The organism is Streptomyces sp. NPDC091289 (genome assembly GCF_044757365.1).
GTDB lineage: Bacteria > Actinomycetota > Actinomycetes > Streptomycetales > Streptomycetaceae > Streptomyces.
The window spans coordinates 153,155-176,681 of the sequence record NZ_JBIVUT010000002.1 but is presented as its reverse complement, the minus strand read 5'-3'; the positions used below and the strand labels follow the sequence as shown (position 1 = coordinate 176,681).

The following is a 23,527-nucleotide window of genomic DNA, read 5'->3' as shown; positions in this document are numbered from 1 at the left end:
GCCCCGCCCGGACACGGCGGGGATCGTGCGAACCCCCTGGCCGGGCACACGCCCGCCAGGGGGTTCGCACGTTCCCGGGGCGGCGCACCGGAGCCTGGGCCACCGCGGGCCGCGCGTCGCCACCGGCCGGCACAAGCGCTTACCCATCTGCCGCTCCATCAACATCCGTACACACAAGGCGACATCGCATGGTTCCGGCCGATCGGAGGTGTCTGGACCGAGCCGTCTGAACTTCACGAGAACTCCAGCGAAATGGCACGTGTGTGGATATCGTGCACCGAGCGAGGGCGCATCCGTCAGTCCATGGGATCGACGGATGCGTCCCGTTTGTGGGGGTGCGACTGTGACTGGGGGGTTCATGGGGCATGTCGAAATACCTGATACCGACCTATCCGGGCCGGTGGGGCTCCGGGGCGCGCCGCGCCCCCGCACCGCCGCCTCCCGGAATCGCACGGCGGCCCTGGAACAGCTGTGGCGGGCCCCGACAGCACAGCGCGACCCGGCCGACCGGGCACCGGCCCGGCGGAAGCGGGCGCCCGGCCCGGCCCTCGCCGCACTGACCGACCTGCTGGCCCTGGCCGGTCCGGCCTGGCTGCTGCTGCGCGCGGGCGACCAGCCCCGTCCGGTGGCGGCCGCCGTGGTGGCGGGGCTGATGTGGGCCGGGCTGCGCGGGGCCCGGGGGCGGTACACGGACCGGCCGGACACCGAGCCGGGCGGTGCGGTCGGAGCCGTCGGGGACTGGCTCGTGCTCATCGGGCTGCTGGCCGTGCTGCACACGGCGGCGGGGAGCCCGGTGGACCCGGCCACGGCCGTCGTCGCCGTCGCGCCCGGGCTGCTCGTCGCCACCGTGGTCGCGGGGCTGCGGCGGGGTGACCGGGTCCGCCAGGTGCTGCTGGTGGGTGAGGCGGCGGGCGTGGACCGGGCGGCCGAGCTGCTCAACTCCCGTACGGATCACGACTATCGGGTGGTCGCCGCCATTCCGGTGGGCACCGCGCGGCTGGAGCTCGACGGGGTGCAGGTGCCGGGGCGCCTCGCGTCCTGCCCGGCCGACGACGACGTGAGCACGGTGCTCGGCGGGGTCTACGCCCATGCGGCGGACCTGGTACTGGTGGCTCCCGGACCCCAGCTGACCGGCGACCGGCTGCGGCGGCTCGGCTGGGGACTGCACGACGGGGGCGTCGCCCTGTCCGTGGTCTCGGAGCTGTCCGGGGTGGCGGCCGAGCGGGTGCGTCCCGTCACCGCGGCCGGGCTGACCCTGCTGCACGTCGCACCGCCGTTGCGCGGGGGCCCGCAGTCGGTGCTGAAGAGCGTGCTGGACCGTGCGGGCGCCCTGTTCGGACTGCTGGCGCTGGCACCGCTGTTACTGGCGGTGGCGCTGAGCGTCCGGATGTCCTCACGGGGCCCGGTCTTCCACCGGCAGGTCCGCCAGGGGCAGCACAACCGGCCGTTCACCATGTGGAAGTTCCGCACGATGGTGGCGGACGCGGAGGAGCTCAAGGCGCAGCTCGCCCAGGTCAACGAGGTCGACGGCCCGCTGTTCAAGATGCGCAGCGATCCTCGGGTGACCCCGGTCGGGCGGCTGCTGCGGCGCACCTCGGTCGATGAACTCCCGCAGTTGGTCAATGTGTTGCTGGGCCATATGTCGCTGGTGGGGCCGCGTCCGCCGCTGCCGGAGGAGGCCTCGCGCTACGACGAGCGGGAGCACCGCCGGCTCGCCGTGAAACCGGGGCTCACGGGCCTGTGGCAGGTGAGCGGCCGCTCCGATCTGAGCTGGCAGGAGACCGTCTCGCTCGACCTGTGGTACGTCGACAACTGGTCGGTGGCCGCCGACATGGGACTCCTCGCCCGCACTGTGCGCGCCGTCGCCGACGGCCGCGGGGCGTACTGAGGGGCGGCGGGCGTGCGGATGCGAGGAGGATCACCGGTGCGCCGCCGCGAGAGGTCTCCCGGCGGCGGCGAACGGTCACTGTCCGGGCGGGAGTTGCCCGAGCCACCAGGCATAGGTGCGGGCGATGCCGTCGCGCAGCGGGATCCGCGGTGTGAAGCCGAGGGAGGAGAGGCGGGTCACGTCGAGCAGCTTGCGGGGCGTCCCGTCGGGCTTCGACGTGTCCCAGCCGATGTTTCCCGGATAGCCCGTCACTTCCCTTACTGTTTCGGCGAGTTCGCGGATGGTGAGGTCCTCGCCGCAGCCGATGTTGACGGGTTCGTCGCCGTCGTAGGCCTCCAGCAGGGTGACGCAGGCGGCGGCGAGGTCGTCGACATGGAGGAACTCACGGCGCGGAGCCCCGGATCCCCACAGAGTCACCTCGGGGGACCCGTCCCGCCTCGCCTCGTGGAAGCGGCGGATCAGCGCGGGCAGGACGTGCGAGGTCTCCAGGTCGAAGTTGTCGCCGGGCCCGTAGAGATTGGTGGGCATGGCGCTGATGTAGGAGGCGCCGTACTGCCGCCGGTAGGACTGGGTCTGGACGATGCCGGCGATCTTGGCCAGCGCGTACGCCTCGTTGGTGGGCTCCAGTTCGCCGGTGAGCAGCGCGTCCTCGCGGATCGGCTGGGGTGCGAGCCGGGGGTAGATGCACGACGAGCCGAGGAAGAGCAGCCGCTCGGTCCCGGCCGCGTGCGCGCCGGCGATCACGCTGAGCTGGATGCGCAGGTTGTCCTCCAGGAACTGCACGGGATACGTGCTGTTGGCCATGATCCCGCCGACCTTGGCGGCGGCCAGCACCACGGCGTCCGGGCGGACCTCCTTCAGATACGTCCCGGTCCGCGCGGCGTCGCGCAGATCGAGGAGGTCGCGGCCGCGGGTGAGCACCTCGTGGCCGTCGTCGGCGAGGCGGCGGGCCACCGCCGAGCCGACGAGGCCGCGGTGTCCCGCGACGAATATGCGGGAGCCGGGCCGCAGTAGGGAACGGGCGGATTCCTGGGGCGGGACGGGGAGTTCGGTCGTCATGGCTCGGATTGTGCCAGCAGAAAGGGACTGCGGTGATGTTTTGCCGCAGAACGCTCCAATTCCGATATGTCGGTGAACGTCGCCGTCGAGGCGATCAGCAGAGAAGGGGGAATCGTGGCGAAGACCGCGCTCATCACCGGAGTGACCGGCCAGGACGGTTCGTATCTGGCGGAGTTGTTGCTCGACAAGGGATACACGGTGCACGGGCTCATACGGCGTTCGTCGAGCTTCAACACCGAGCGGATCGACCACATCTACCAGGGTCCCGAGGAGCCGGAGCGCTCCTTCGTCCTGCATCACGCGGACCTGTCCGACGGTGTCGCGCTGGTGAACCTGCTGCACGACATCCAGCCCGACGAGGTCTACAACCTGGGCGCGCAGTCGCATGTGCGGGTGTCCTTCGACGCCCCGCTGTACACCGGTGACGTCACGGGGCTCGGCACCATCCGGCTCCTGGAGGCGGTCCGGGCCAGCGGCATCCGGACCCGGATCTACCAGGCCTCGTCCTCGGAGATGTTCGGCGCCAGCCCGCCCCCGCAGAACGAGAAGACCCCGTTCCACCCGCGCAGCCCGTACAGCGTGGCGAAGGTCTACTCCTACTGGGCCACGGTCAACTACCGCGAGGCGTACGGCATGTTCGCGGTGAACGGGATCCTCTTCAACCATGAGTCGCCGCGCCGGGGCGAGACCTTCGTGACCCGGAAGATCACCCGGGGCGTCGCCCGGATCAAGGCCGGGCTGCAGGACCGGCTGCACCTGGGCAATCTGGACGCGGTCCGGGACTGGGGGTACGCACCGGAGTATGTGGACGCCATGTGGCGCATGCTGCAGTGCGACACCCCCGACGACTATGTGGTCGCCACCGGCGAGGGTGTCAGCGTCCGGCAGTTCCTGGAGTTCGCCTTCGAGCACGCGGGCCTCGACTGGCGCGAGCATGTGCGGTACGACCCGAAGTACGAACGCCCCAGCGAGGTCGACGCGTTGATCGGCGATGCCTCCAAGGCCGAGGAGCTGCTGGGCTGGAAGCCCGAGGTGAAGTCGCGGGAGCTGGCCCGGATCATGGTCGACGCCGACATCCGGCAGCTGGACGACCAGCTGACCGGGGCCGCCGTTCGGGTGGACAGATGAAGAGGCCGGGCCGTCGCGCGCGCATCGCGACCGTCGCGGCCCTCGCGCTGGCCGCCGGGGTGCTCGCCCCGGTGGCCGCCGCGCCCCCGGCCGCGGCACTCACCGATCCCGTCGGCTTCACCGCCGACCATCTGCCCACGTACCAGACCAACGGGATCGTGTGGTCGCTGGCGGAGGCGAACGGGGTCGTCTTCGCGGGCGGCACGTTCTCCTCCGTCCGCCCGGCGGGCACCCCGTCGGGAGGCGGCTCCGCGTCCACCGTCAACTTCGCCGCGTTCAACGCCGAGACCGGGGTGCCGACCGCCTGTTCGCTCTCCTTCACCCGGAGCAGCGGCACCGCGACCGTGCGGGCGCTGGCCGTCTCCCCGGACAAGTCCACGCTGTACGTGGGTGGTTACTTCAACGCGGTCAACGGGACGAGCGCCAACGGGCTGGTCGCCGTCGACACCGCCACCTGCACCCGGCGGGCGGGGTTCTCGCCGAACTTCTCCGCGACGGTGCGCGCGCTCGATGTGGCGGCGAACGGCACGGTGTACGCGGGCGGCGACTTCCAGTCGATCAACGGGACGACCCGGCGGTTCTTCGGCGCGGTGACCCCGGCCGGTGCGGTGACCGGGTGGAATCCGGACGCGGACGACCCGGGCCGGACCGTGCGGGTGACGCCGGACGGGGAATCGGTGCTGATCGGCGGCGACTTCTTCACCGTGGGCGGGGCGAACTCGCACGCCCTCGCGGTGACCGCGGCCACCACCGGGGCCGTGACGCGCGGCTATCCGAACAACTTCATCCCGTCCACCGCCGTCATCAAGGACATCGTCACGGACTCCGCGTCCGGCGGCTGGTACGCCGCCGGTGAGGGCCGGGGCGGGAACTCCTTCGACGGCCGGCTCGCGATGGAGCTGGACGGCTTCGGCCAGCGCTGGCGGGACACCTGCCAGGGGGCGACGCAGGCGCTGCGCGTGTACAAGGAGGTGCTCTACGCGGCCAGCCATGTGCACGACTGCTCGACGATGGGCGGCTTCCCCAACCAGACGCGCAAGCACCTCACCGCCCAGCGGGTGGACGATCCGGACCTGCTGGGCTGGCTGCCCGACACCAACGACGGGATCGGGGAGCCGGTCGGTCCGCGCGCCCTGACGATCTCCTCACGCGGTGGCCGCGACTTCCTGTGGGTGGGCGGGGAGTTCACCACCGTCAACGGTGTGCAGCAGCAGGCGCTGACCCGCTTCGCGAACACCCCGGACACCGGTTCCCCGAGCCTGCCCGCCGTGTCCGCGTCCGCGCCGCGCGCCGGTGAGGTGCGGGTGAGCTGGCGCACCTCGCTGGACCTGGACGACAGCCTGCTGACGTACCGGGTGTACCGCGACGGCGGCTCGACGCCGGTGCACACCACGACCGGCTCGTCGCTCTTCTTCAGCCGTCCGCAGCTGACCTTCACCGACCGGAACGTGGTCGCCGGCCGGACGTACTCCTACCGGGTCTCGGCGACCGACGGCGCGGGCAACACCAGCGCCCAGTCCCCCGCCGTCTCCGTGACGGCGGCGTCCTCCGCCTCCCCCTACCGGGAGCGGGTGCTGGCCGACGGGGCGGATCTGTACTGGCGCTACGACGAGCCCGGCGGGGCGTTCGCCGCCGACGCCTCCGACAGCGACAACGGCGGGGTGTACGTGAACACCCCCACGTACCGGAGCACGCCCTCGGCGGTCGCGGGATCGGCCGCGCTCGCGCTGAACGGCAGCGACGAGTACGTGTACAGCGACCGGCTGCACCGCTACACCTCGCCCACCCCGTACTCCATCGAGACCTGGTTCCGTACGACGTCGACGAGCGGCGGGCGGATCGTCGGGTTCGGCAACAACATCGGTACCGCCCAGGGCCATACGAGCTCGATCTCCGACAAGCTGCTCTACCTCACGAACAATGGCCGCCTCGCCTTCGGCGTCCAGGCGGGCAGCACCAACAGCCGCCCCACCCTGACCAGTTCGGGGAGCTACAACGACGGTCAGTGGCACCACGCCGTCGCCACGCAGGGGCCGGGCGGCATGGCCCTGTACGTGGACGGGGTGCGGGTCGGCTCCAACGCCACGGCCGGCAACCGCTCGTACAACGGGTACTGGCGGGTCGGCGGGGACGCGATGAACAACGCCTGGCCGAACCGCCCGTCCGGCACCTACTTCGCCGGCCAGGTCGACGAGACGGCGATCTACCCCTCGGCGCTGACCGCCGCCCAGGTGGCCGCCCACCACGAACTGGCCCAGGAGCCGGCCCCGCCGGGCGACACCACGGTGAGCGTCCTGCCCGAGGAGGACGCCTACGTCAACAGCGTGGCGGCGAACACGAACTACAACGACCAGCAACTGGCGTCCCGGGGCACGACGGCCTATCTGAGCTATCTGCGCTTCCCGCTGCCCGCCGCCCCGGCCGGGCAGGTCCTCAAAGCTGCCCGTCTCCAGTTCCGTACGTCGTCGGATCCGACGGCGGGCTCCGCCGAAAGCCACGACGTGGTGCCGGTCACCGGTGCCTGGACCGAGTCGACGGTCACCTACAACTCCCGGCCGGCGCTCGCCGCGTCCGTGCTCGGGACGATCACCGGCGCTACCGCCGTCTCCACCGACCACGCGGTGGAGCTCTCCGCGCCGGCACTGGGCGGGGCCCTGGGCTCCTCCTACTCACTCGCCCTGACCAGCGGCGGGACGGACAGTCTGCGCATCTGGTCGAGCGAGGCAGGATCCGCGGCCTCCCGGCCGCAGCTCGTTCTCACCTTCGGAGCTGAATGATGAACGAAAGTACGGGGCAGAGATCCGGCGGGCGCGGCCGTGTGCGGGCCGCCCTCGCCGCTCTCGGCCTGCTGGCCGGAGCCCTGACCGCGACCGCGGCCGGGACCTCTCCGGCGGCGGGACTGACACCACCGGTCGCCATCACCGCGGACGACCTCACCACCTGGCAGACCAACGGCATCGTCTGGTCGATGGCCGCCGGCGACGGCGTCGTCTACGCGGGCGGCACCTTCTCCACCCTGCGGCCCCCCACGGCCGCTCCCGGCACGGGCGAGCAGCCCGCGGTGAACTTCGCCGCGTTCGACGCGGCGACCGGGACGCCCACCGGCTGCTCGCTGTCCTTCACCATCTCCTCGGGCACCGCGACCGTCCGGGCCCTGGCCCTCTCCCCGGACGGTGAAACGCTGTACGCGGGAGGACAGTTCGGGGCGGTGAACGGGGTCGGGGTGAGCAACATCGCGGCGATCGACACCGCGACCTGCACCCCCCGCAACAACTTCAAGATCTCCGTGACGGCGACCGTGCGGGCGCTCGCCGCCACCGCCGACACGGTCTACCTGGGCGGTGACTTCAACAACGTCGGCGGGCAGACCAGGAACAAGTTCGCCGCCGTCACCACCGGAGCCTCGCTGCTGCCCTTCACGGCCAACGCCGACGAGGTCGCCCGGGCCGTCGAGGTGACTCCGGACGGACAGCACGTGCTGCTCGGCGGGGACTTCTTCCGGATCAACGGCACGAACACCCACGCGCTGGCGGTGGTCGACGCGACCACCGGCCAACTCACCAAGTCCTACCCGGGGTTCATCCACAACAACTCCACGGTCCAGGACATCACCACCGACGCCGCCGGCTTCTACACCGCCAACGAGGGCAGCGGCGGCGGAGTGTTCGACGGACGCATCGCGCTGGACCTGAGCGACTTCAACCAGCGCTGGCGGGACACCTGCCTCGGTGCGACCCAGTCCGTCCTGGTGCACTCCGGGGTGCTGTACAGCGGCAGCCATGCCCACGACTGCGCCAGCATGGGCGCGTTCCCGGACCAGCCGCGCAAGCATCTGCTGGCCCAGTCGGTCGACGACCCGAAGCTGCTGCCGTGGTTCCCGGACACCAACGACGGCATCGGTGAGCCGGTCGGTCCGCGCGTGATGAGCCAGACGAGCAGCGGGGGCCGCCACTATCTGTGGGTGGGCGGCGAGTTCACCACCGTCAACAGCAAGCCGCAGCAGGGCCTGACCCGGTTCGCGGACGGCCCGGACACCGGCGCGCCCTGGGTGCCCAACGTCTCCCTGTCCACGCTGACTCCCGGGCAGATCGACGTGAACTGGCAGACCAGCTTCGACACCGACGACGGGGAGCTGACCTACCGGATCTACAAGGACAATTCCGCCACCCCGATCCACACGACGACCGGCTACTCGGTCTTCTGGGACCGGCCGCAGCTGACCTGGACGGACACCGACGTCGCCCCGGGCGAGACCCACTCGTACCGGATCACCGCGAGCGACGGCATCAACACCAGCGCCAAGTCCCCGGCCCAGTCGGCGACCGTGGCGAGCACGACGGAGGCGTACCCGGCGCGGGTCAGGTCCGACGGGGCGAGCCTCTACTGGCGCTACGACGAGGGCACTTCGACCTTCGCGCACGACAGCAGCGGCAACCTCAACAACGGCTTCCTGCGCAACGCGCCCGCCTACCGGCAGACCCCGGCGGCGGTCGCCGGACCCTCGACGGCGATCGGCTTCAACGGCACCGACGAGTACGCGTACAGCAACCGGCAGCACACCCAGCCGACCCGGTTCACCATCGAGACCTGGATCAAGACCACCACCACCCGGGGCGGGAAGATCATCGGCTTCGGCAACCTGACCCAGCAGAACAGCACCCGCCACGACAAGCACATCTACATGCGCAACGACGGACGGCTCACGTTCGGCGTGTACAGCGGCTCCGCCCGTACGGTCGCCACCACGGGCGCGTACAACGACGGCCAGTGGCACCACGTCGTCGCCACCCAGGGCACCGGCGGCATGGCCCTGTACGTCGACGGGCAGCTGCGCGCGTCGAACGCCCTCTACACCACCAACGAGAGTTCCCCCGGCTACTGGCGGATCGGCGGGGACAATCTGTCGAGCTGGCCCAACCGGCCCACCAGCAACTTCTTCGCCGGACAGATCGACGAGACCGCCGTCTACCCGACCGCGCTGAGCGCTTCGCAGATCAGCGCGCACTACGCCCTGAGGAACGGCTGATGAGAAACCCGTTCCTGGCCGGCGCCGCCGTCATCGTGACGGCGGCGGCGCTGGCCGCCTGCGGCTCGTCCGCGGACGGGAACGACCCGGAGGCCGCGGGCGCCCAGCGCCCCGCGGCCTCCGGGCCCGCCGTCCCCGGCCCGTCCGCCGGCACACCCACCACGCCCACCACGCCCGCTGCCGAGAAGGCAAAGGAGCCGGAGGAACCGCAGGAGTCACCGGCCGACACGGGCCCGAAGACCCCGTCCGACGAGATCACCCCGGCGACGGGCACGTTCACGAAGAAGCAGAAGGAGTATCTGGAGGACCGGGTGCCGAAGGGCATGGACCCGGCCGCCGTGCTCCAGACCGGCCAGGAGACCTGCGACAAGCTCCGCTATCTGGTCAAGGCCGACCGGGACACCGCCGTCGGCGCCATCGCGACGGACGAGATCCCGGACGCGGCGGACGCGGTCGCCGGACTCTGCCCCCGGCATCAGGACCTGGTGGACGAGGCGGCGTACGCCTACCCGGACGGTACCCACACCGGAAAGAAGCTCCGGCCGGGCGTTTACCGCTCCGCCTCCCCCACCAAGGACTGCTCCTGGGAGATCACCGGGGCCGGGGGCAAGGAGCTGACCTCGGGCCGGTCCGACACCGGCACGTCGCGGAAGATCACGATCCCGAAGTCCGCCCGCACGTTCACCTCCACAGGCTGCTACGCCTGGCTGCCCGAAGGGACCAAGGGATGACCGCAGGTACGCCGAAACTCCCCATCGCCGTGGCGATCCCCACCAAGAACGAGGGGCTCAACATCGCGGAGGCGGTGAAATCGGTGCTCGGCCACTTCGAGGCGGTCGTGGTGGTGGATTCCCACAGCACCGACGACACCGTCAAGATCGCCGAGGAGTGCGGGGCCGAGGTGGTCACGTACACCTGGGACGGCGGCCACCCGCGAAAGAAGCAGTGGTGCCTGGAGAACGTCCGCACCGATCTGGACTGGATCCTGCTCCTGGACGGAGACGAGCGGCTGAGCCCCGGGCTACTGGCCGAGCTGCGGGAGACGTTCCGCAACCCTTCGGCCCCGAAGCCTGCGGCGTACGACATTCCGCTCGGCTACTGGTTCTCTGGAAAGCGGCTGCGCCACGGATACACCATCCGCAAGCGGTCGTTGACCGACCGGACCCGCTCCCACTACCCGGAGGTCGGGGACCTGGACGCCCCCGGCATCGGTGAGGTCGAGGGCCACTACCAGCCGGTCGCGGCGACGGTGGGGACGCTCACCCACCCCATCGAGCACCAGGACCTCGACCCGGTGACCGCCTGGTTCGAGCGGCACAACCGCTACTCGGACTGGGAGGCGTGGCTGGAGCAGCACCCCGAGGTCAAGGAGCAGGTGCGCCAGGTCAAGTCCCGCCAGGGGCAGTTGTTCCACAAGGCACCGTTCAAGCCGGTGGTGTCCTTCGCCTATATGTACCTCTACCGGCGGGGCTTCCTGGACGGCCGGGCGGGCTTCGACTTCGCGCTGGCGATGAGCTTCTATCGCTGGCAGATCGCCCTCAAGTCCCGCGAGAAGCCGCTACGTTGACGGGCGGGGCGGTCACCCTCGCCTCCGGCGGATCACGTCCTCGTAGGTCCGCCGGAGGGTGGTGGTGACGACGTCGATGGTGAAGCGGTCGTTGACCAGCTCCCAGGCGGCCTTGCCTGCCTGCTCGGCGGCCTCCGGCTCCAGCAGTTCCAGGATCGCGTCGGCGACCTTGCGGGCGTTGGCCGCGTCCTCGCCGACCCGGCTGTCGATCACCCGGCCCGCACCGGCTTCGGCGACGTCGGGCCCAAGCCCGCAGGTGCGGGTGATGACGACCGGGGTGCCCACCGACATCGCTTCCAGGACCGAGACCCCGAGGGGCTCCTCGATCGACGGGAGGACATACACATCGGCCTCGCGCCCGGCGGCGAGGACCTGCTCATGGTCCAGCGGGCCGACGTGATCGAGGGAGCCCGTCACGCCCAACTCACGGGCAAGGGCGAGCGTTTCGGGCAGCGCCCCCGTGTCCGGGCCGGCCAGCACGAAGCGGGCGTCCGGGTGGCGGGCGAGGACATGCGGCATCGCGGCGACGAAGTCCTCGGGGCGCTTGCGCTCCTGGATCCGGGCGAGGAAGAGCACGGTGGGCGGCCGGCCGGGGTCGCGGGCGGGCTTGCGCTCCTGCGGGCGCACCCCGTTGACCAGCCGTACGGTGCGGGTGAGGGGGACGGGCGCGGCGACGGCGTTCACGTCGAGGCGTTCCCTCTCGGTGAGGTGCAGGACGGCGTCCGCCCCGCGCAGCACCTTGCGTACCCCGAGCAGATCGGTGAGCTGGGCGACCTTCTTCTCGGTCGGGTCGACCATGCCGTGGGTCTGGACGACCAGGGGTGTCCGGGTGGCGAGGGCGATGAGCGCGGCGGGCAGGGTCACCAGGTCCCGCATCAGATGGACGTGGACGAGGTCGGCGCCGCGCATCATGCGGCGTGCGGTGTTGAGGAGCGCGGCGGAGGTGATGCCGCTGACCTCGAACATCGGGAGCAGGTGCCGGGCCTGGAAGAGATGGACGGGAACTCCCTCCACCTGGCTGGGCAGTTCGCCGTCCGGGAAGCCGTCGCCGAGGGCCATGATGCGGGCGTCGTCACCGGAGGCCCGCTGGGCCTTCGAGAGATTGAGCGCCACCCGGGTCGGACCGCCGAACGCGTGGTCCGGGGTGTGGAGCGTGACGATGTGCAGGATTTTCACCAGGGTTCCCCTCAACCTCGGCCGACTGTTCACAGCGTAGTCATCGCGTCCCCTCAAGTGGGTTGATTCGTTAGAGTGTTCAGCGGTTCACTGATCGGGGGGCGCATGACGTCGGTGCACACGTCGGCGCGTACGCCGACGGGCGGGAAGGCCTCCGATGTCGCGCCGCGGCCGATCGCCTGGGCCATGCTGTCGCGGGCGCTGGCGGTGCCGCTGATCCTGGGGCTGGTCTGCTTCCTGCCCGCGGTGATCGCCGCGCAGCCCGGCAGCGGGGTGCGGGACACCGCGTACTGGCTCCAGTTGGTGCTGACCTGCTATGCGGGGGCCCGGCTCGCGACGATGATCCTCTCGACCCGGCGGCGGCTGCTGCAGGGCGTCTTCTGGATGTTCGTGTACATCGCGATGGGCGTGGCGCCGTTCGCACAGGTGGTGATCGGTCAGACGCCGACCCCGATGGTGGGGCCGCGCCAGGATCTGGTGACGGCGATCGCGCTGATCCTGGTGGGGTGCGCGGCGTTCGACCTGGGGGCGCTGCTGGCCTCGCGGCGTCCGCTGCGGCGGCGTACCCCCTCCCCCCGGGGCACGGGCGGGCCCGCCCTGGCGCATCCGCTGCGGCTGCGGCTGCTGGTGCTGCTCGCGTTCGCGGCGAGCGGGTACTACGTGCTGAAGCTGGGCGGGCCCGCGGTGTTCTTCTCCAGCCGGCAGGAGATCAGCGAGACGGTGGCGGCCAGCGGAGTCGCCTCGACCGAGTCGAATGTGGGCTCGGCGTTCCTGAAGGGCTTCGGCACGGTCCCGGCGCTGCTGGCGCTGCTGTTCTACACCCGGCGTCTGGTGACCTCGCACCGGGCGCGGCGCACCCCGTCGACGGTCCTGGTGTGGGTGGCGCTGGCGGCGGTCAACCTGGTCGTGAACAACCCGATCTCCAACGCCCGTTACTGGTTCCTCACGGTGCTGGTGTCGCTGTTGTTCACCGCGTTCCCGCGCAGTGCGGCGATGTACCGCTCGGTGCTGGCGCTGGGCGTGGTGGGGGCGCTGGTGCTGTTCCCGTACGCGGACAAGTTCCGGTACGACGAGGCGGGCCAGAAGTCGGTGCAGTCGGCCTCCGTCTTCGAGCCGCTGGCCACCAAGGACTACGACCAGACGGTGATGTTCGCCAACACGATCTCCTGGGTGGACACCCGGGGGCACACCTACGGCCGTCAACTGGCGGGCTCCGCGCTGTTCTTCGTGCCCCGGGCGGTGTGGAGCGGCAAGCCGGAGGACACCGGGGTCCGGGTGGGCCAGTGGATGGGGATGAACATGACCAACCTCTCCGCCCCGCTGTGGACGGAGCTCTGGGTCGACCTCGGTCCGGCCGGGATGGCCGGCGGTCTCGCCCTGATCGGCTACGCGGCGGCCCGCACCGACCGCAGGTACGCCCTCGCGGTCACCCGGGCGGGACCGGGTTCCGGCAGTGTGCTGGCCATCGCCGCCCCGTTGATCGCCGGGTACACGTTCATCCTGCTGCGCGGTCCACTGCTCCAGGCGGTGGGGAAGCTGGCCATCGCCGCTCTGTGCCTGGTGCTGATCACGACGTTCAGGGAGCGGCGGGCAGAGCGTCGGCGCTGAGTGGTCAGACCTCGGCACGCAGCCAGGTGTCGCCTGCCCGGAGCCAGAGGAAGCCGTCACGGCCCTGGCCGCACTTCAGGACGACGCGGCCGGGCATCCGGAGCCGGAGTCGACCGGTCACCGTCCAGGTGTCGCCGTCGAGTTCGGCACGTACGAGCTCGGTGGTCCGCTTGTTGTGGTCCCGGCGGGTGAATACCGCCCGGTCGCCGCGGACCGCGAACCCGTCCACCCGGGTAACGGGGCTGGGGTAGCTGGTCACCGCACCGGTGGACGGAGTGATCCGGGTCAGGAAGGTGCCGCCCTTTCGGAAGCCGGCTGAGGACCACACGAGCCAGACCCGGTCGTCCTCGGTCGCGGCGGTGCACCCCTGCAGGGGGTGGTCGGGCAGCCGTCCCCCGGGTGACCAGGTCGCCTCTCCCCGGACGTTCCAGCCCGCGAGGCCCTCTCCCGACTCGGGGTGGCCGCCGTAGATGCCCTCGTCCCCGTAAGCGGTCCAGATGCCTCCGTCGGCGTCGGTGACCAGGGTGGCGATGTCGTCGCCGAGACAGAACTCGGCGTCGGGAGAACCCGATGCGGAGAACACCACGGCGTTGGCCCGCCAGAGCCCCTGGGCCTCCATGCGTGACGTACGGCCGTTCGCCAGCAGGAACCGGGAATCGGGGAGAAGGGCCAGGTGGCTGGGTGCGATGTGGATGTCCGGCACCGGCGTGCGGCGTTCCTCCTGCCCCGTGACGACGACCAGCTCCCCGGTGAACGGGACCTTCGGCCACCACCCGACCCACCCCTTCACATAGCGGGAGTGCTCGAGGTATCGCCGGTGGACCACGAGAACCGCGAGCTCGCCCGCGGGCCCTACGGTCCACCAGAGGGGCCGGTACCCCCGCACGGCGTCGGCGGCGGGAGGCCGCCAGACGCGGTGGACCGAGGCATCGGAACGAGAAGGTACGGGAGGGAAATTCATCGGCAGTCGCCTCTGGGACTCCAGGAGCCGGGCCACCCGAAGATCGCTACTTTACCGGACCTCACCCGGGACGAGCGGTTGTCGTCTCAGGCACGCCCGCCGACCGGGTCCTGGGTGACCGCCTCGGACTCCTCCTGGGCCGGTCCCCTGCGGCGCAGCCGGGCCACCCTGATCCAGGTAGCGACGGCCTTGCAGAGGGAGCCCAGGAAGAGCCCCCAGGCGGCGCCCGGGACGCCCCCGACGACGTAACCGCCCGCCAGGAACGCCACGGCGGTGAGGGAGAAGACGACCTGGATGGCGAGCGTGGTGCGCGGGTCGAGCATGCGCAGGGCGAGCAGGCCGCAGGTGCCGACGGCCATCGCGGCGTACTGGCTGCCCGTCGCGGGGAGCAGGGCGGCGGCCGTGGGCCAGGTGTCGCCGAGCAGTTGGCGTCCGGCGGTGTCGGGCAGCAGGGCCAGCACCGTGGCCCAGAGGGCGGCGGTCGCGGCGAGGACGGCGGCGAGGAGGGCGGTGGCCCGGACCCGGCGGCGCTCGTCGGTGATGCGGCCGAGCAGCGGGGGGCCGAAGGACGTGGCCGAGGTGTAGAGGACGTTGAGCGGGCCGAAGAGGGTCGTCGCTCCGCGCAGCGCGCCCACCAGGAGCGGGTTGCCGACCGCGCCGAGGCCGAGGACGGAGAGCTGGCTGGTGGCGTTGCCCACGCCGAACTCGACGGTGAAGCGCTGCCCGAGGTGGCCGCGCCGCAGCATCGGGCGCAGCCGGAGCGGAGCGCCCGACGTCGCGCGGTGGAGGAGGGCGGCGGAGACGAGCAGGGCGGGCAGGGCGGAGAGACCCCAGACGGCGATCAGGCGGGCCGGGGAGGCCCCGTAGGCCTGGACCGAGAGCGCCCCGAGCACGCAGATGAGCCGCAACAGGTCGGAGGTCAGGGCGAGATGGGGTTTCTGGAGGGTGGCGAAGGCGTACCGCACGGCGTCCTGTCCCAGCACCACGGGGAGCACCAGGCCGAGCATCATCAGGGCGCGGGCGGTGTCGCCGGGGACGAGGACGCAGACGGCGGCGAGCAGCGCGCCCAGCGTGGCGGCGGTGAGCACGGTGAAGGCGACGGCGGACCGACAGGCGCCCCGGGTCTCCTCCCCCGCGCCGCGTTTGAGGACCAGCGGCTGCCCGGTGTACGCGCCCGAGACGCCGAGGAGCACCGTGAAGACCAGGTAGACCGCGGAGAAGCGGGCGAAGTCGGAGACGGTGGAGAGCCGGGCGGCGGCCACCAGCACCAGGATGTTGGTGAGCGCCGCCACGCCCTGGTCCGCGACCGAGCAGAGGACGGCGGTGCGGGCTCTCACCGGCGCGCGGTCGGCAGATTGACCGAGCGCAGGCCGAGGGTCTCGGTGGGATCGCCGGTGAGCTCGGGCCCGTCCGCATCGGCCGCCGGGGTTCCGCCGCCCCCGCCGCCGCCGTCACCGCCGGTGGAGCGGCGGCGGGCGGACTTCTTGCGGCGTTCGGCGCGGCGCAGCCGGCCACGGCCCGGGTGGAGCAGGGCGCCGAGCACGGAGCCGCCGGAGGCGCCGATGATCTCGCGGATGCGTTCCAGGTCGCTGCGGTGCACCTCGCGCGGGTCGCAGACGATCATGACGCCTTCGACCCGGTCGACCAGGGCGACCGCGTCCGCGTAGGACAGGACGGGCGGGGCGAGGACGATGACGACGCCGCCGGGCCGGTCGGCCTCGGCGACGATGCGGCCGACGGACGGGGAGGTCAGGGCGCGCGGCACGTTGTCGGCGGTGGTGCCGGGGATCAGGGCGAAGGCTCCGGAGCCGGGGACGTCCACGTTGGAGCGGCCGCCGGTGGGCCAGCTGCCGTCGCCCTCCTCGGCGGCCCAGCGCGGCGGGCGCACCTCGTGGGCGGCGGGGCCGAGGTCGTCGGCGAGGGACGGGGTGCGCAGATCGGCCTCGACGAGCAGGACGTCACGGCCCATCTCGGCGAAGGCGGCGGCCAGGTTCGCCGCCGCGGCGGCGGCCGCCGCGTTGTCGCCGCGCGGGGCGGTGACCAGCAGGCGGCGGCTCTCGGCGAAGGAGGGGTCGTAGGCGAGCCGGAAGGCGACGGCGCGGTACTCCTCGGCGAGCCGGGAGCCGCCCCGGCCGATGGCGAGCAGGCTGCCGGCGGCGGCGCGCTCCCGGGGCAGGGTGCCGAGCAGGGGTGCGCCGAGGGAGTGGACGAGCTCGCGGGTGGAGCGTACGGCGGGGTCGAAGACGAGGCGCACCCAGGAGAGCAGCAGCCCCAGTGCGAGGCCGACGACGCCGCCGAGCCCGAGGAGCAGGGGCAGTCCCGCACCGGTGGGCGCGGTGGGGGCGACGGGCTTCTTGTTGAGGTAGCCGGGGGTGGTGTCCAGGGCCTTCAGCTCGGAGATCTTCCGGCTCAGCTCGGAGATGGAGACGATGATGTTGGCCCGGGCGCTGCTGACGTCGTCGGCCGCGCCCGCTCCGATCTGTTTCTCCAGCAGGTCGCGCTTCTCCTCCAGCGGGTCGAGCTGGGCGCGGTAGCCGTCGGACATGTTCTGGATGCTGTCCTCGGTGCGCGCCTTGCGGTGGGTCAGATAGGCCCCGGCGAGGGCTTCGGCGCGGGCGCGGGCCTGCTCGGGGGTGGCGCCGGTGTAGGAGAAGCGGAGGGTGAGGGTGTTGGGCGGGTTGGTCACCTGGAGTCCGGCGAGCAGCTTGCGGGCGGTGACGTCGTCGCCCGCCTTGAGGAGGGTTCCGGCGGCCAGGGTGCCCACGGTGTCGCTGACGGCGGTCTGGCGCTCGGAGCCGATGTTGATGCCCTTGTCGGCGGTGGATCCGGCGGCGAAGGGGTCGGAGATCGCGGAGCGTACGAGGACCTCGCCGGTGGCGGTGTAGGTGTCCTCGCCGCCGAGGGCGAGGTAGCCGCCGCCGAGCAGACCGATGACCACGCCGGAGGCCAGCAGGGTGCGGTAGCGCAGGAGTTGGCGGAACTGGTCGCGCAGGAGCGCCGGCTCGTCCTGGTCGTCCGGGGCGCGGTGCTGTGGCGTCATCGGCGGGAGCTCCCTCGGGTGTCCGGCAGGACCTCGGCGAGCAGGTCGTCGAAGCGGGCGAGGCCGGCCTCCCGGCTCAGATGGCGGGCGACGTAGCGCGGGCCCTCGGCCCCGAGGGCGTCGGCGGCGGCCGGGTCGGCGGCCAGCTTCCGCACCGCTTCGAGCAGGGCGGCCGGGTCCTCGGGAGCGACGAGGACCCCGGCCCCCGAGCGGCGGACCTCGTCGGCGGTGCCGCCCTCGTCGGCGACGGAGGCGATCACGGGGCGTCCGGAGGTGAAGTAGGAGGTGAGCTTGGAGGGGACGCTCATGTCGAGGACCGAGGCGCGCTGGGTGACCGCGAGGACGTCGGCGGCGGCGAGGACGTCGGTGAACTCCTCGGCCCGCGCGGGCTCCAGGAAGTCGACGTTGGGCAGCGCGTCGGCGCGGGCGCGCAGGGCGTCGCGCTGGTTGCCGTCGCCCATCAGGACGATGCGGACGTCCGGTGCCGAGCGGGCGGCGTCCACCAGGACTTCGAGGCCCTGTTTGAGGCCCATGTTGCCGGAGTGCAGGAGGACCGGTGTGCCTTCGGGCCAGCCGAGCCGGGCCCGGGTCGCGGCCCGGTCGGCGGTGGGACTCTGCACATGGGTCCAGTTGGGGACGAGGCGGATGCGGCCGGGGTCGACGCCGAGGGCCGTGACGCCGGGGACGAAGCTCTCGTGGATGACGCCGACGAGGGCGGCCCCGCGCAGTGCGTAGCGCTCGGCCGCCGCGGCGACGGTGGCGGCCCGGCCGCCGCCCCGGATGCCGCTCTGTGCGGCGGCGGCGCCCATCAGGTCCTGGACGACGGGGAGATGGGGGACGCGGTGGTGCCGGGCGAGGCGGGCCGCGATGACGCCGCCGGCGAGGCTGGGCATCTGGGAGACGACGGCGTCGGGCCGGCCGGGCGGAGGCGCGAACAGCCCGGTGGCGAGCACGCTCGCCTCGAACGCCGCGCGCTTCAGCGCCGTCTGACGGGACGGCACATAGTGCCGGCGTCGGTGCACTCCGACGCCGCCGCGTATCTCCACCGTCCGCCAGAGGCCTCGATAGTCCTCGTCGAGCCGCCAGGACGGGTAGTGCGGCATTCCGGTGAGCGCCCGGACGCGGGCTCCGGACGCGGCCCAGTGCTCCGCCAGTTGAGTGGCGTACGGGCCGATGCCCGTGAGCTCCGGGGCGTAGTTGGTCGAAACCACCAGAAGCCGGCGGTCCCGCAGCGGACCGGGCCTTGACGCTTCGGACATCGGACGATCGCCTTCCCCCCACGACAACCGCTGCCCCCACCGGGGAACAGCCCTTGCCGAGCTTATCCGTTCACGGCTTGCACAAGTGTTCTTCACAGTAAGGTCGTTGGAACATCACCGGATCACGTTCACCGTGGGGGGAGAGATACGGATGGTGCAGCACAGGGTGGGTTACGCACCCGGGGTGTACGACCTGTTCCACGTCGGGCACCTCAACATCCTGCGGCACGCCCGCAGTCAGTGCGACTACCTGGTCGCGGGGGTCGTGTCGGACGAGATGGCGGCCCTCGCCAAGGGCCACACGCCGATGATCCCGCTCCGCGAACGCCTGGAGATCGTCCGCAGTGTGCGCTTCGTGGACGCCGCGTTCGTGGAGACCGTGCCGGACAAGGTCGAGACCTGGCAGCAGGTCCGGTTCGACGTGATCTTCAAGGGCGACGACTGGCGGGGCACGGAGAAGGGCCAGAAGCTGGAGCGCGACTTCGCCGAAGTGGGCGTGGAGGTCGTCTACTTCCCGTACACCGTGCACACGTCCAGCACCCAGTTGCGCCGGGCGCTGGACGTGCTCGTCAGCCGGCCCGGAGCGCTTTCAGCTCCCTGAACCACTTGGCGAGGAACGCCGCGAGGAACAGCGTGTGCACCACCGCGAGCACGGCGTACCCGGCGCGGAAGGCCCCGGGTGCGCCGAGCAGCAGGAACACCAGGCAGAACACCCCGTAGTCGGCGGGCAGCAGCGCCACGGCCCGCACCCGGGAGACGGGCGCCGCCGGATCCGCCGATGCCGCCCAGGACGGCCCCCGGGCGGTCGCCGCCGCCTTGCCGAGCTGCTCGCGCAGCAGCCCCGCGCAGAAGGTGAGCACGGCGGCCAGCTGGAAGCCCAGGGGCAGCAACAGCCAGGCGTTCGAGGGCAGTTCTCCGAAGCGGTAGAAGGAGATCAGGACGGCGGTGTGGACGAGCAGAAGCTTTCCGCAGTCCACGACATGGTCCAGCCACTCCCCGTCGGGCCCGCCCCGGCCGGTGAGCCGGGCGAGCTGGCCGTCGGCGGAGTCGAAGGCGAAGCCGACCGCGAGGGCCGCGTAGACCAGCACGGCGAGCGTCCACGACGGCTCGACGAGCGCGACCGATGCCAGTGCGCCATAGGTGAACAACGCGCTGGTCAAGGTCACTTGATTGGGCGTCATGCCAGCCCGATACGCCCCGGCCGCGAGCACGCGCCCGGCGGGCCGGTTCACGTACCGCGAGTAGAGCGAGACGCCCTTGGCGCTCTTCTGTGCGCCGCGCAATTCGCGCAGCACTGTGCCTGTGCTTCCCACTACGCCCCCCAGCGTCCGGCAGTGCCCGCATCATGGCACGCGGGCCCGGGGCCGGGGGGCGTTTGCGTCCCCTTACCTCCGGAGTAATCGACGCCCCCGGGGCCTTCGCGCCAGGGTGAGGACATCGCCGCGGACCGCCGGGGCGCCGGAGGAGAGGACCCACCATGACCGCGTACGACGAGGCCGTGCAGCGCTATTTCGCCGCCTGGAACGCCACCGGGGGCGAGGAGCGGGCGAAGGCGGTGGCCGCCGCGTTCACCGCCGACGCCCGCTATACCGACCCGGTGGCCGAGGTGCACGGGCACGAGGGGCTGGCGGCCGTGATCGGCGGCGTGCACGAGCAGTTCCCGGGCTTCCGGTTCCGGCCCGCCGGAACGCCGGACGGGCACCACGACCTGGTCCGGTTCTCCTGGGAGCTGGTCTCCTCGGCCGACGGCTCCGCTCCGGTGGCCGGCTCCGACGTGGTCCGGCTGGCCGAGGACGGCCGGATCAGCTCGGTGAGCGGGTTCCTGGACCGCGTACCGCAGGCGTGAACGCGCGCCGTCGCGGCGTCACTTGCCGTCGGTGAGCTGCTCGTCGAGTTCGTCGAAGAGCAGCTCATCGTGGTCGACCTGCCCGGTGCGGTACGCGGACCGGGCCACCAGGTGCGAGGCCACCGGGCTGGTGAGCATCTGGAAGAAGGCGATGAGGGCGAGGGTGGCGAGGTCCATGCCGCTGCGCAGCCGCAGCGCGACCCCGGCCAGCACCAGGATCATGCCGAGGGTCTGCGGCTTGGTCGCCGCGTGGCTGCGGGAGAGGACGTCGGGCAGCCGGATCATGCCGATCACCCCGAGCAGACAGATCGCGGCGCCGATGAGGAGCAGTACGGCGCCGGCCGTGTCGACGATCTGGAGCCAGAGATTCACCGCGGGCCCTCCTGGGTGTCGTCGGGGTGCGACCGGCCGGGCCGGTCGCGTACGGCGATGAAGCGGGCGATGCCCACCGAGCCGGTGAATCCGAGGAACGCCAGCACCAGCATGATCGGGAAGTAGAACGGGTCCCGGGCGAACGCCGACTTGGCGGCGAGACCGGCGATGATCAGGGCGGCGCAGACGTCCAGCGAGATCGCCCGGTCCAGCATGGAGGGGCCGCGCCAGATGCGGGCCAGCAGCAGGGCCCCGGCGACGAGGATCAGCACGACGGCGGTGGTCAGCAGGATCCGGTCGACCTGTTCGGGTGCGGTCATGGCGCGGGCCTCCCGGCGGCGAGCTGGGTCGGTGGCGGGGGTTCGGCGACCCGGGCGATCTCGTCGGGGGTGCCGAAGGCCCGTACGGTCAGTTCCTCGATCCGCCACACCTTGCGCCGGGCCGCTTCGAGCTCCTCGGGGCGGTCGGCGTCCAGGACGTGCAGGAAGACGGTGGCGGTGGCCCGGCGCACCTCGATGATGGAGCCGCCGGGGACGTTGGAGACGGCGACGGCGGTGGCGGCGAGCATCAGGTCGCTGCGGCAGCGCAGGGGGACGCCGATGACGGCGGCCCGGTGCGGGAGACCGTAGAAGATCTGCCGGGTGACCTTCACCCCCGAGGTGTACATGTCGTGGAAGAGATAGCCGACCAGGCACACGATGCCCCAGAGGTGCAGCCGCAGCCCGAGGTCGACCCGGGGCAGGGGGAAGGCGAGGCAGACGACGACCGAGACGACCAGGCCGGTCAGGACGTTGGCCCAGGTGAGGGTCGACCAGAGCAGGACCCAGATGACGGTGAGCCAGGCGATCAGCGGCAGGTCGATCACCCGTCGGCGGCGGGTGCCGAACTCGCAGCTCAGCGGCGGCAGATCGGCGTTGCGGAACGAGAACCGCAGGATGCGTCTCACCGGCCCAGCACCTCCTGGATGTAGGGGGTCCGCTGGAGGAGTTCGACGGCCGTGCGGTCGGTGTAGGCGGTGAACGGGTCGGCGAACACCGTGAAGGAGAGGCCGATCGCGATGGTCGCCGCGGTGGCCGCGACCATCGTGCGGGGCAGCCGGCTGGTGGTGATGACGGCCCGTCCGTGCAGGGTCGCGGCGACCGCCTGGCCCGCCGGGCGGTGGGCCGGCGCGATGCCCTCGTCGCCGGTGCCGCGGATCCGGTCGGGGCCCGCGTCCGCGTCGTCGTCGCTGTCGTCGCCGGACTCCAGGACCGTGCCCGCGGCGGCCTGGCCCGGCGGGGCGGCGCGCCAGAAGGCCAGGTTCCAGACCTTGGCGACCACGTACAGCGTCAGCAGGCTGGTGGCCGCCGAGCCCGCGACCAGGACCCACGCCCAGCCGCCGCCGTCGGCGACGCCCGCCCGCATCAGCCCGAGCTTGCCGATGAAACCGGACAGCGGGGGGATCCCGGCGAGGTTCATCGCGGGGACGAAGAACAGCAGGGCGAGCATCGGGGCCGCTCGGGCCATGCCGCCGAGCCGGGTCAGCTCGGTGGTGCCGCCCCGGCGTTCGATGAGCCCGGCGACGAGGAACAGGGTCGTCTGGACGGTGATGTGGTGGGCGACGTACACGATGGCCCCGCCGTACGCCTCACGGGTGGCGAGGCCGATCCCGAAGACCATGTAGCCGATGTGGCTGATCAGGGTGAAGGAGAGCAGCCGCTTGAGGTCGGTCTGGGCGACCGCGCCGAGGATGCCGATGACCATCGAGGCCAGCGCGAGGGCCATCAGGAGGTCGCCGATGCGGTTGCCGGGGAAGAGGAGGGTCTCGGTGCGCAGCATGCAGTAGACGCCGACCTTGGTGAGCAGTCCGGCGAAGACGGCGGTCACGGGGGCCGGGGCGGTGGGGTAGGAGTCGGGGAGCCAGGCGGCGAGCGGGAAGACGGCCGCCTTGATCGCGAAGACGGTCAGCAGCATCGCCTGGATCAACGTCTGTACGCCGATGGGGAGTTCGGGCAGCCGCACCGCGAGCTGGCCGAAGTTCGCGGTGCCGGTGGCCGCGTACGTCATGGCGATGGCGGTGAGGAAGAGCATCGAGGAGAACAGCGAGATGATCACGTACGTGGATCCCGCGCGCATCCGGGGGCCGGTACCGCCGAGGGTGAGCAGGACGAAGCTGGCGACCAGCATGATCTCGAAGCCGACGTAGAGGTTGACGAGGTCGCCGGCGAGGAAGGTGCAGGAGACCCCGGCGACGAGGATCAGATAGGCGGGGTGGAAGACGGCGAGCGGGGTCTCCTTGTCCCGGTCGGTCATGCCCTGGCCGAGGGAGTAGACGAGCACGCAGAGCGTGACGGCCGAGGAGACCGTGAGCATCAGCCCGGAGAGCCGGTCGGCGACCAGGGTGATGCCGAGCGGCGGGGCGAAGTCGCCGAGGTGGACGGAGAGCGGGCCCTGCCGGTCGGCGGCGACCATGAGGGTCGCCGAGAGCGCGGTGACGGCGGTGAGCACGGCGACGCTGATGAAGCGCTGGAAGCGCCCCAGCCGGATGCCGAAGGCCAGGCTCAGGCCGGTGGCGCACAGCGGCAGCAGCACCGGCAACGGGACGAGCGCGTTCATCC

General features: G+C 71.8%; 20 protein-coding genes. 9 read left to right on the top strand and 11 right to left on the bottom strand.

Annotated elements, in window-relative coordinates:
* Positions 1 to 358 precede the first annotated feature (358 nt).
* Positions 359 to 1,888 (top strand): exopolysaccharide biosynthesis polyprenyl glycosylphosphotransferase, encoded by a 1,530-nt coding sequence (locus tag ACIQPT_RS02905; protein ID WP_401151991.1) that lies wholly within the window; start codon positions 359 to 361, stop codon positions 1,886 to 1,888.
* A gap of 75 nt (positions 1,889 to 1,963) precedes the next feature.
* On the opposite strand, the gene ACIQPT_RS02900 is transcribed toward ACIQPT_RS02905, so the two are convergent.
* Positions 1,964 to 2,947 (bottom strand): GDP-L-fucose synthase family protein, encoded by a 984-nt coding sequence (locus tag ACIQPT_RS02900; protein WP_401151988.1) that lies wholly within the window; start codon positions 2,945 to 2,947, stop codon positions 1,964 to 1,966.
* Between the two features lie 114 nt (positions 2,948 to 3,061).
* Between ACIQPT_RS02900 and gmd the strand changes: the two genes are divergently transcribed.
* From gmd to ACIQPT_RS02875, 5 genes are read left to right on the top strand one after another with little or no spacing between them, the layout of a single operon-like run.
* Positions 3,062 to 4,075, top strand: coding sequence for a GDP-mannose 4,6-dehydratase (gene gmd / locus ACIQPT_RS02895; RefSeq protein WP_401152541.1), 1,014 nt, complete (start codon positions 3,062 to 3,064; stop codon positions 4,073 to 4,075).
* Positions 4,072 to 6,852, top strand: coding sequence for a DNRLRE domain-containing protein (locus tag ACIQPT_RS02890; protein ID WP_401151985.1), 2,781 nt, complete (start codon positions 4,072 to 4,074; stop codon positions 6,850 to 6,852). The genes gmd and ACIQPT_RS02890 overlap by 4 nt, the downstream gene beginning before the upstream one ends.
* The gene (locus tag ACIQPT_RS02885) at positions 6,849 to 9,101 is read left to right on the top strand and encodes a LamG-like jellyroll fold domain-containing protein (protein WP_401151983.1); all 2,253 of its coding nucleotides are present in this window, start codon (positions 6,849 to 6,851) and stop codon (positions 9,099 to 9,101) included. Before ACIQPT_RS02890 ends, ACIQPT_RS02885 begins: the two co-directional genes overlap by 4 nt.
* Complete coding sequence (locus ACIQPT_RS02880; protein ID WP_401151981.1) at positions 9,101 to 9,832, top strand: hypothetical protein; 732 nt, start codon at positions 9,101 to 9,103, stop codon at positions 9,830 to 9,832. Before ACIQPT_RS02885 ends, ACIQPT_RS02880 begins: the two co-directional genes overlap by 1 nt.
* Positions 9,829 to 10,668 (top strand): glycosyltransferase family 2 protein, encoded by an 840-nt coding sequence (locus ACIQPT_RS02875; RefSeq protein WP_401151978.1) that lies wholly within the window; start codon positions 9,829 to 9,831, stop codon positions 10,666 to 10,668. The genes ACIQPT_RS02880 and ACIQPT_RS02875 overlap by 4 nt, the downstream gene beginning before the upstream one ends.
* A gap of 12 nt (positions 10,669 to 10,680) precedes the next feature.
* Here the strand turns inward: ACIQPT_RS02875 and ACIQPT_RS02870 are convergent, their stop codons facing one another.
* The gene (locus ACIQPT_RS02870) at positions 10,681 to 11,844 is read right to left on the bottom strand and encodes a glycosyltransferase (RefSeq protein ID WP_401151976.1); all 1,164 of its coding nucleotides are present in this window, start codon (positions 11,842 to 11,844) and stop codon (positions 10,681 to 10,683) included.
* 105 nt (positions 11,845 to 11,949) lie between these two features.
* On the opposite strand from ACIQPT_RS02870, the gene ACIQPT_RS02865 reads away from it, so the two are divergent.
* A complete protein-coding gene (locus ACIQPT_RS02865; protein ID WP_401151973.1) occupies positions 11,950 to 13,452 on the top strand; it encodes a hypothetical protein in 1,503 nt (500 codons plus the stop codon).
* A 4-nt stretch (positions 13,453 to 13,456) separates the two neighbouring features.
* On the opposite strand, the gene ACIQPT_RS02860 is transcribed toward ACIQPT_RS02865, so the two are convergent.
* The 4 genes from ACIQPT_RS02860 to ACIQPT_RS02845 all read right to left on the bottom strand — a co-directional run bounded on the left by ACIQPT_RS02860 (position 13,457) and on the right by ACIQPT_RS02845 (position 18,712).
* Positions 13,457 to 14,278: a hypothetical protein gene (locus tag ACIQPT_RS02860; protein ID WP_401151970.1), complete on the bottom strand. Its 822-nt coding sequence runs from the start codon at positions 14,276 to 14,278 to the stop codon at positions 13,457 to 13,459.
* Between the two features lie 221 nt (positions 14,279 to 14,499).
* Positions 14,500 to 15,750, bottom strand: a complete 1,251-nt coding sequence (locus ACIQPT_RS02855; protein WP_401151967.1) for a hypothetical protein — start codon at positions 15,748 to 15,750, stop codon at positions 14,500 to 14,502.
* A complete protein-coding gene (locus ACIQPT_RS02850) occupies positions 15,747 to 17,453 on the bottom strand; it encodes a lipopolysaccharide biosynthesis protein (protein ID WP_401151966.1) in 1,707 nt (568 codons plus the stop codon). Before ACIQPT_RS02850 ends, ACIQPT_RS02855 begins: the two co-directional genes overlap by 4 nt.
* Positions 17,450 to 18,712 carry a glycosyltransferase gene (locus tag ACIQPT_RS02845; RefSeq protein WP_401151963.1) on the bottom strand — a complete coding sequence of 421 codons (1,263 nt, stop codon included), beginning with the start codon at positions 18,710 to 18,712 and terminating at the stop codon, positions 17,450 to 17,452. Before ACIQPT_RS02845 ends, ACIQPT_RS02850 begins: the two co-directional genes overlap by 4 nt.
* A 151-nt stretch (positions 18,713 to 18,863) precedes the next feature.
* Between ACIQPT_RS02845 and ACIQPT_RS02840 the strand changes: the two genes are divergently transcribed.
* On the top strand, positions 18,864 to 19,313 hold the full coding sequence (locus ACIQPT_RS02840; RefSeq protein ID WP_030079843.1) for an adenylyltransferase/cytidyltransferase family protein: 450 nt from the start codon (positions 18,864 to 18,866) through the stop codon (positions 19,311 to 19,313).
* On the opposite strand, the gene ACIQPT_RS02835 is transcribed toward ACIQPT_RS02840, so the two are convergent.
* Positions 19,282 to 20,025, bottom strand: a complete 744-nt coding sequence (locus ACIQPT_RS02835) for a CDP-alcohol phosphatidyltransferase family protein (RefSeq protein WP_401151961.1) — start codon at positions 20,023 to 20,025, stop codon at positions 19,282 to 19,284. The genes ACIQPT_RS02840 and ACIQPT_RS02835 overlap by 32 nt on opposite strands.
* Before the next feature lie 164 nt (positions 20,026 to 20,189).
* Between ACIQPT_RS02835 and ACIQPT_RS02830 the strand changes: the two genes are divergently transcribed.
* Positions 20,190 to 20,558, top strand: a complete 369-nt coding sequence (locus tag ACIQPT_RS02830; protein ID WP_401151958.1) for a nuclear transport factor 2 family protein — start codon at positions 20,190 to 20,192, stop codon at positions 20,556 to 20,558.
* 18 nt (positions 20,559 to 20,576) lie between these two features.
* On the opposite strand, the gene mnhG is transcribed toward ACIQPT_RS02830, so the two are convergent.
* From mnhG to ACIQPT_RS02810, 4 genes are read right to left on the bottom strand one after another with little or no spacing between them, the layout of a single operon-like run.
* Positions 20,577 to 20,930 (bottom strand): monovalent cation/H(+) antiporter subunit G, encoded by a 354-nt coding sequence (gene mnhG, locus ACIQPT_RS02825; RefSeq protein WP_401151957.1) that lies wholly within the window; start codon positions 20,928 to 20,930, stop codon positions 20,577 to 20,579.
* A complete protein-coding gene (locus tag ACIQPT_RS02820) occupies positions 20,927 to 21,250 on the bottom strand; it encodes a monovalent cation/H+ antiporter complex subunit F (RefSeq protein ID WP_401151955.1) in 324 nt (107 codons plus the stop codon). The genes mnhG and ACIQPT_RS02820 overlap by 4 nt, the downstream gene beginning before the upstream one ends.
* Positions 21,247 to 21,876 carry a Na+/H+ antiporter subunit E gene (locus tag ACIQPT_RS02815; protein WP_401151953.1) on the bottom strand — a complete coding sequence of 210 codons (630 nt, stop codon included), beginning with the start codon at positions 21,874 to 21,876 and terminating at the stop codon, positions 21,247 to 21,249. The genes ACIQPT_RS02820 and ACIQPT_RS02815 overlap by 4 nt, the downstream gene beginning before the upstream one ends.
* Entirely contained in the window at positions 21,873 to 23,525 is a 1,653-nt protein-coding gene (locus ACIQPT_RS02810) for a Na+/H+ antiporter subunit D (RefSeq protein ID WP_401151951.1), read from the bottom strand. The genes ACIQPT_RS02815 and ACIQPT_RS02810 overlap by 4 nt, the downstream gene beginning before the upstream one ends.
* Between the last annotated feature and the right edge of the window lie 2 nt (positions 23,526 to 23,527).

What these genes read in the sequence shown, in the direction of transcription:
- ACIQPT_RS02905 (WP_401151991.1), top strand. Translation starts at nt 359, where the DNA reads ATGGGGCATGTCGAAATACCTGATACCGACCTATCCGGGCCGGTGGGG.
- ACIQPT_RS02900 (WP_401151988.1), bottom strand. Translation starts at nt 2,947, where the DNA reads ATGACGACCGAACTCCCCGTCCCGCCCCAGGAATCCGCCCGTTCCCTA.
- ACIQPT_RS02890 (WP_401151985.1), top strand. Translation starts at nt 4,072, where the DNA reads ATGAAGAGGCCGGGCCGTCGCGCGCGCATCGCGACCGTCGCGGCCCTC.
- ACIQPT_RS02885 (WP_401151983.1), top strand. Translation starts at nt 6,849, where the DNA reads ATGATGAACGAAAGTACGGGGCAGAGATCCGGCGGGCGCGGCCGTGTG.
- ACIQPT_RS02880 (WP_401151981.1), top strand. Translation starts at nt 9,101, where the DNA reads ATGAGAAACCCGTTCCTGGCCGGCGCCGCCGTCATCGTGACGGCGGCG.
- ACIQPT_RS02875 (WP_401151978.1), top strand. Translation starts at nt 9,829, where the DNA reads ATGACCGCAGGTACGCCGAAACTCCCCATCGCCGTGGCGATCCCCACC.
- ACIQPT_RS02865 (WP_401151973.1), top strand. Translation starts at nt 11,950, where the DNA reads ATGACGTCGGTGCACACGTCGGCGCGTACGCCGACGGGCGGGAAGGCC.
- ACIQPT_RS02850 (WP_401151966.1), bottom strand. Translation starts at nt 17,453, where the DNA reads ATGACGCCACAGCACCGCGCCCCGGACGACCAGGACGAGCCGGCGCTC.
- ACIQPT_RS02845 (WP_401151963.1), bottom strand. Translation starts at nt 18,712, where the DNA reads ATGTCCGAAGCGTCAAGGCCCGGTCCGCTGCGGGACCGCCGGCTTCTG.
- ACIQPT_RS02840 (WP_030079843.1), top strand. Translation starts at nt 18,864, where the DNA reads ATGGTGCAGCACAGGGTGGGTTACGCACCCGGGGTGTACGACCTGTTC.
- ACIQPT_RS02830 (WP_401151958.1), top strand. Translation starts at nt 20,190, where the DNA reads ATGACCGCGTACGACGAGGCCGTGCAGCGCTATTTCGCCGCCTGGAAC.
- ACIQPT_RS02820 (WP_401151955.1), bottom strand. Translation starts at nt 21,250, where the DNA reads ATGACCGCACCCGAACAGGTCGACCGGATCCTGCTGACCACCGCCGTC.
- ACIQPT_RS02810 (WP_401151951.1), bottom strand. Translation starts at nt 23,525, where the DNA reads ATGAACGCGCTCGTCCCGTTGCCGGTGCTGCTGCCGCTGTGCGCCACC.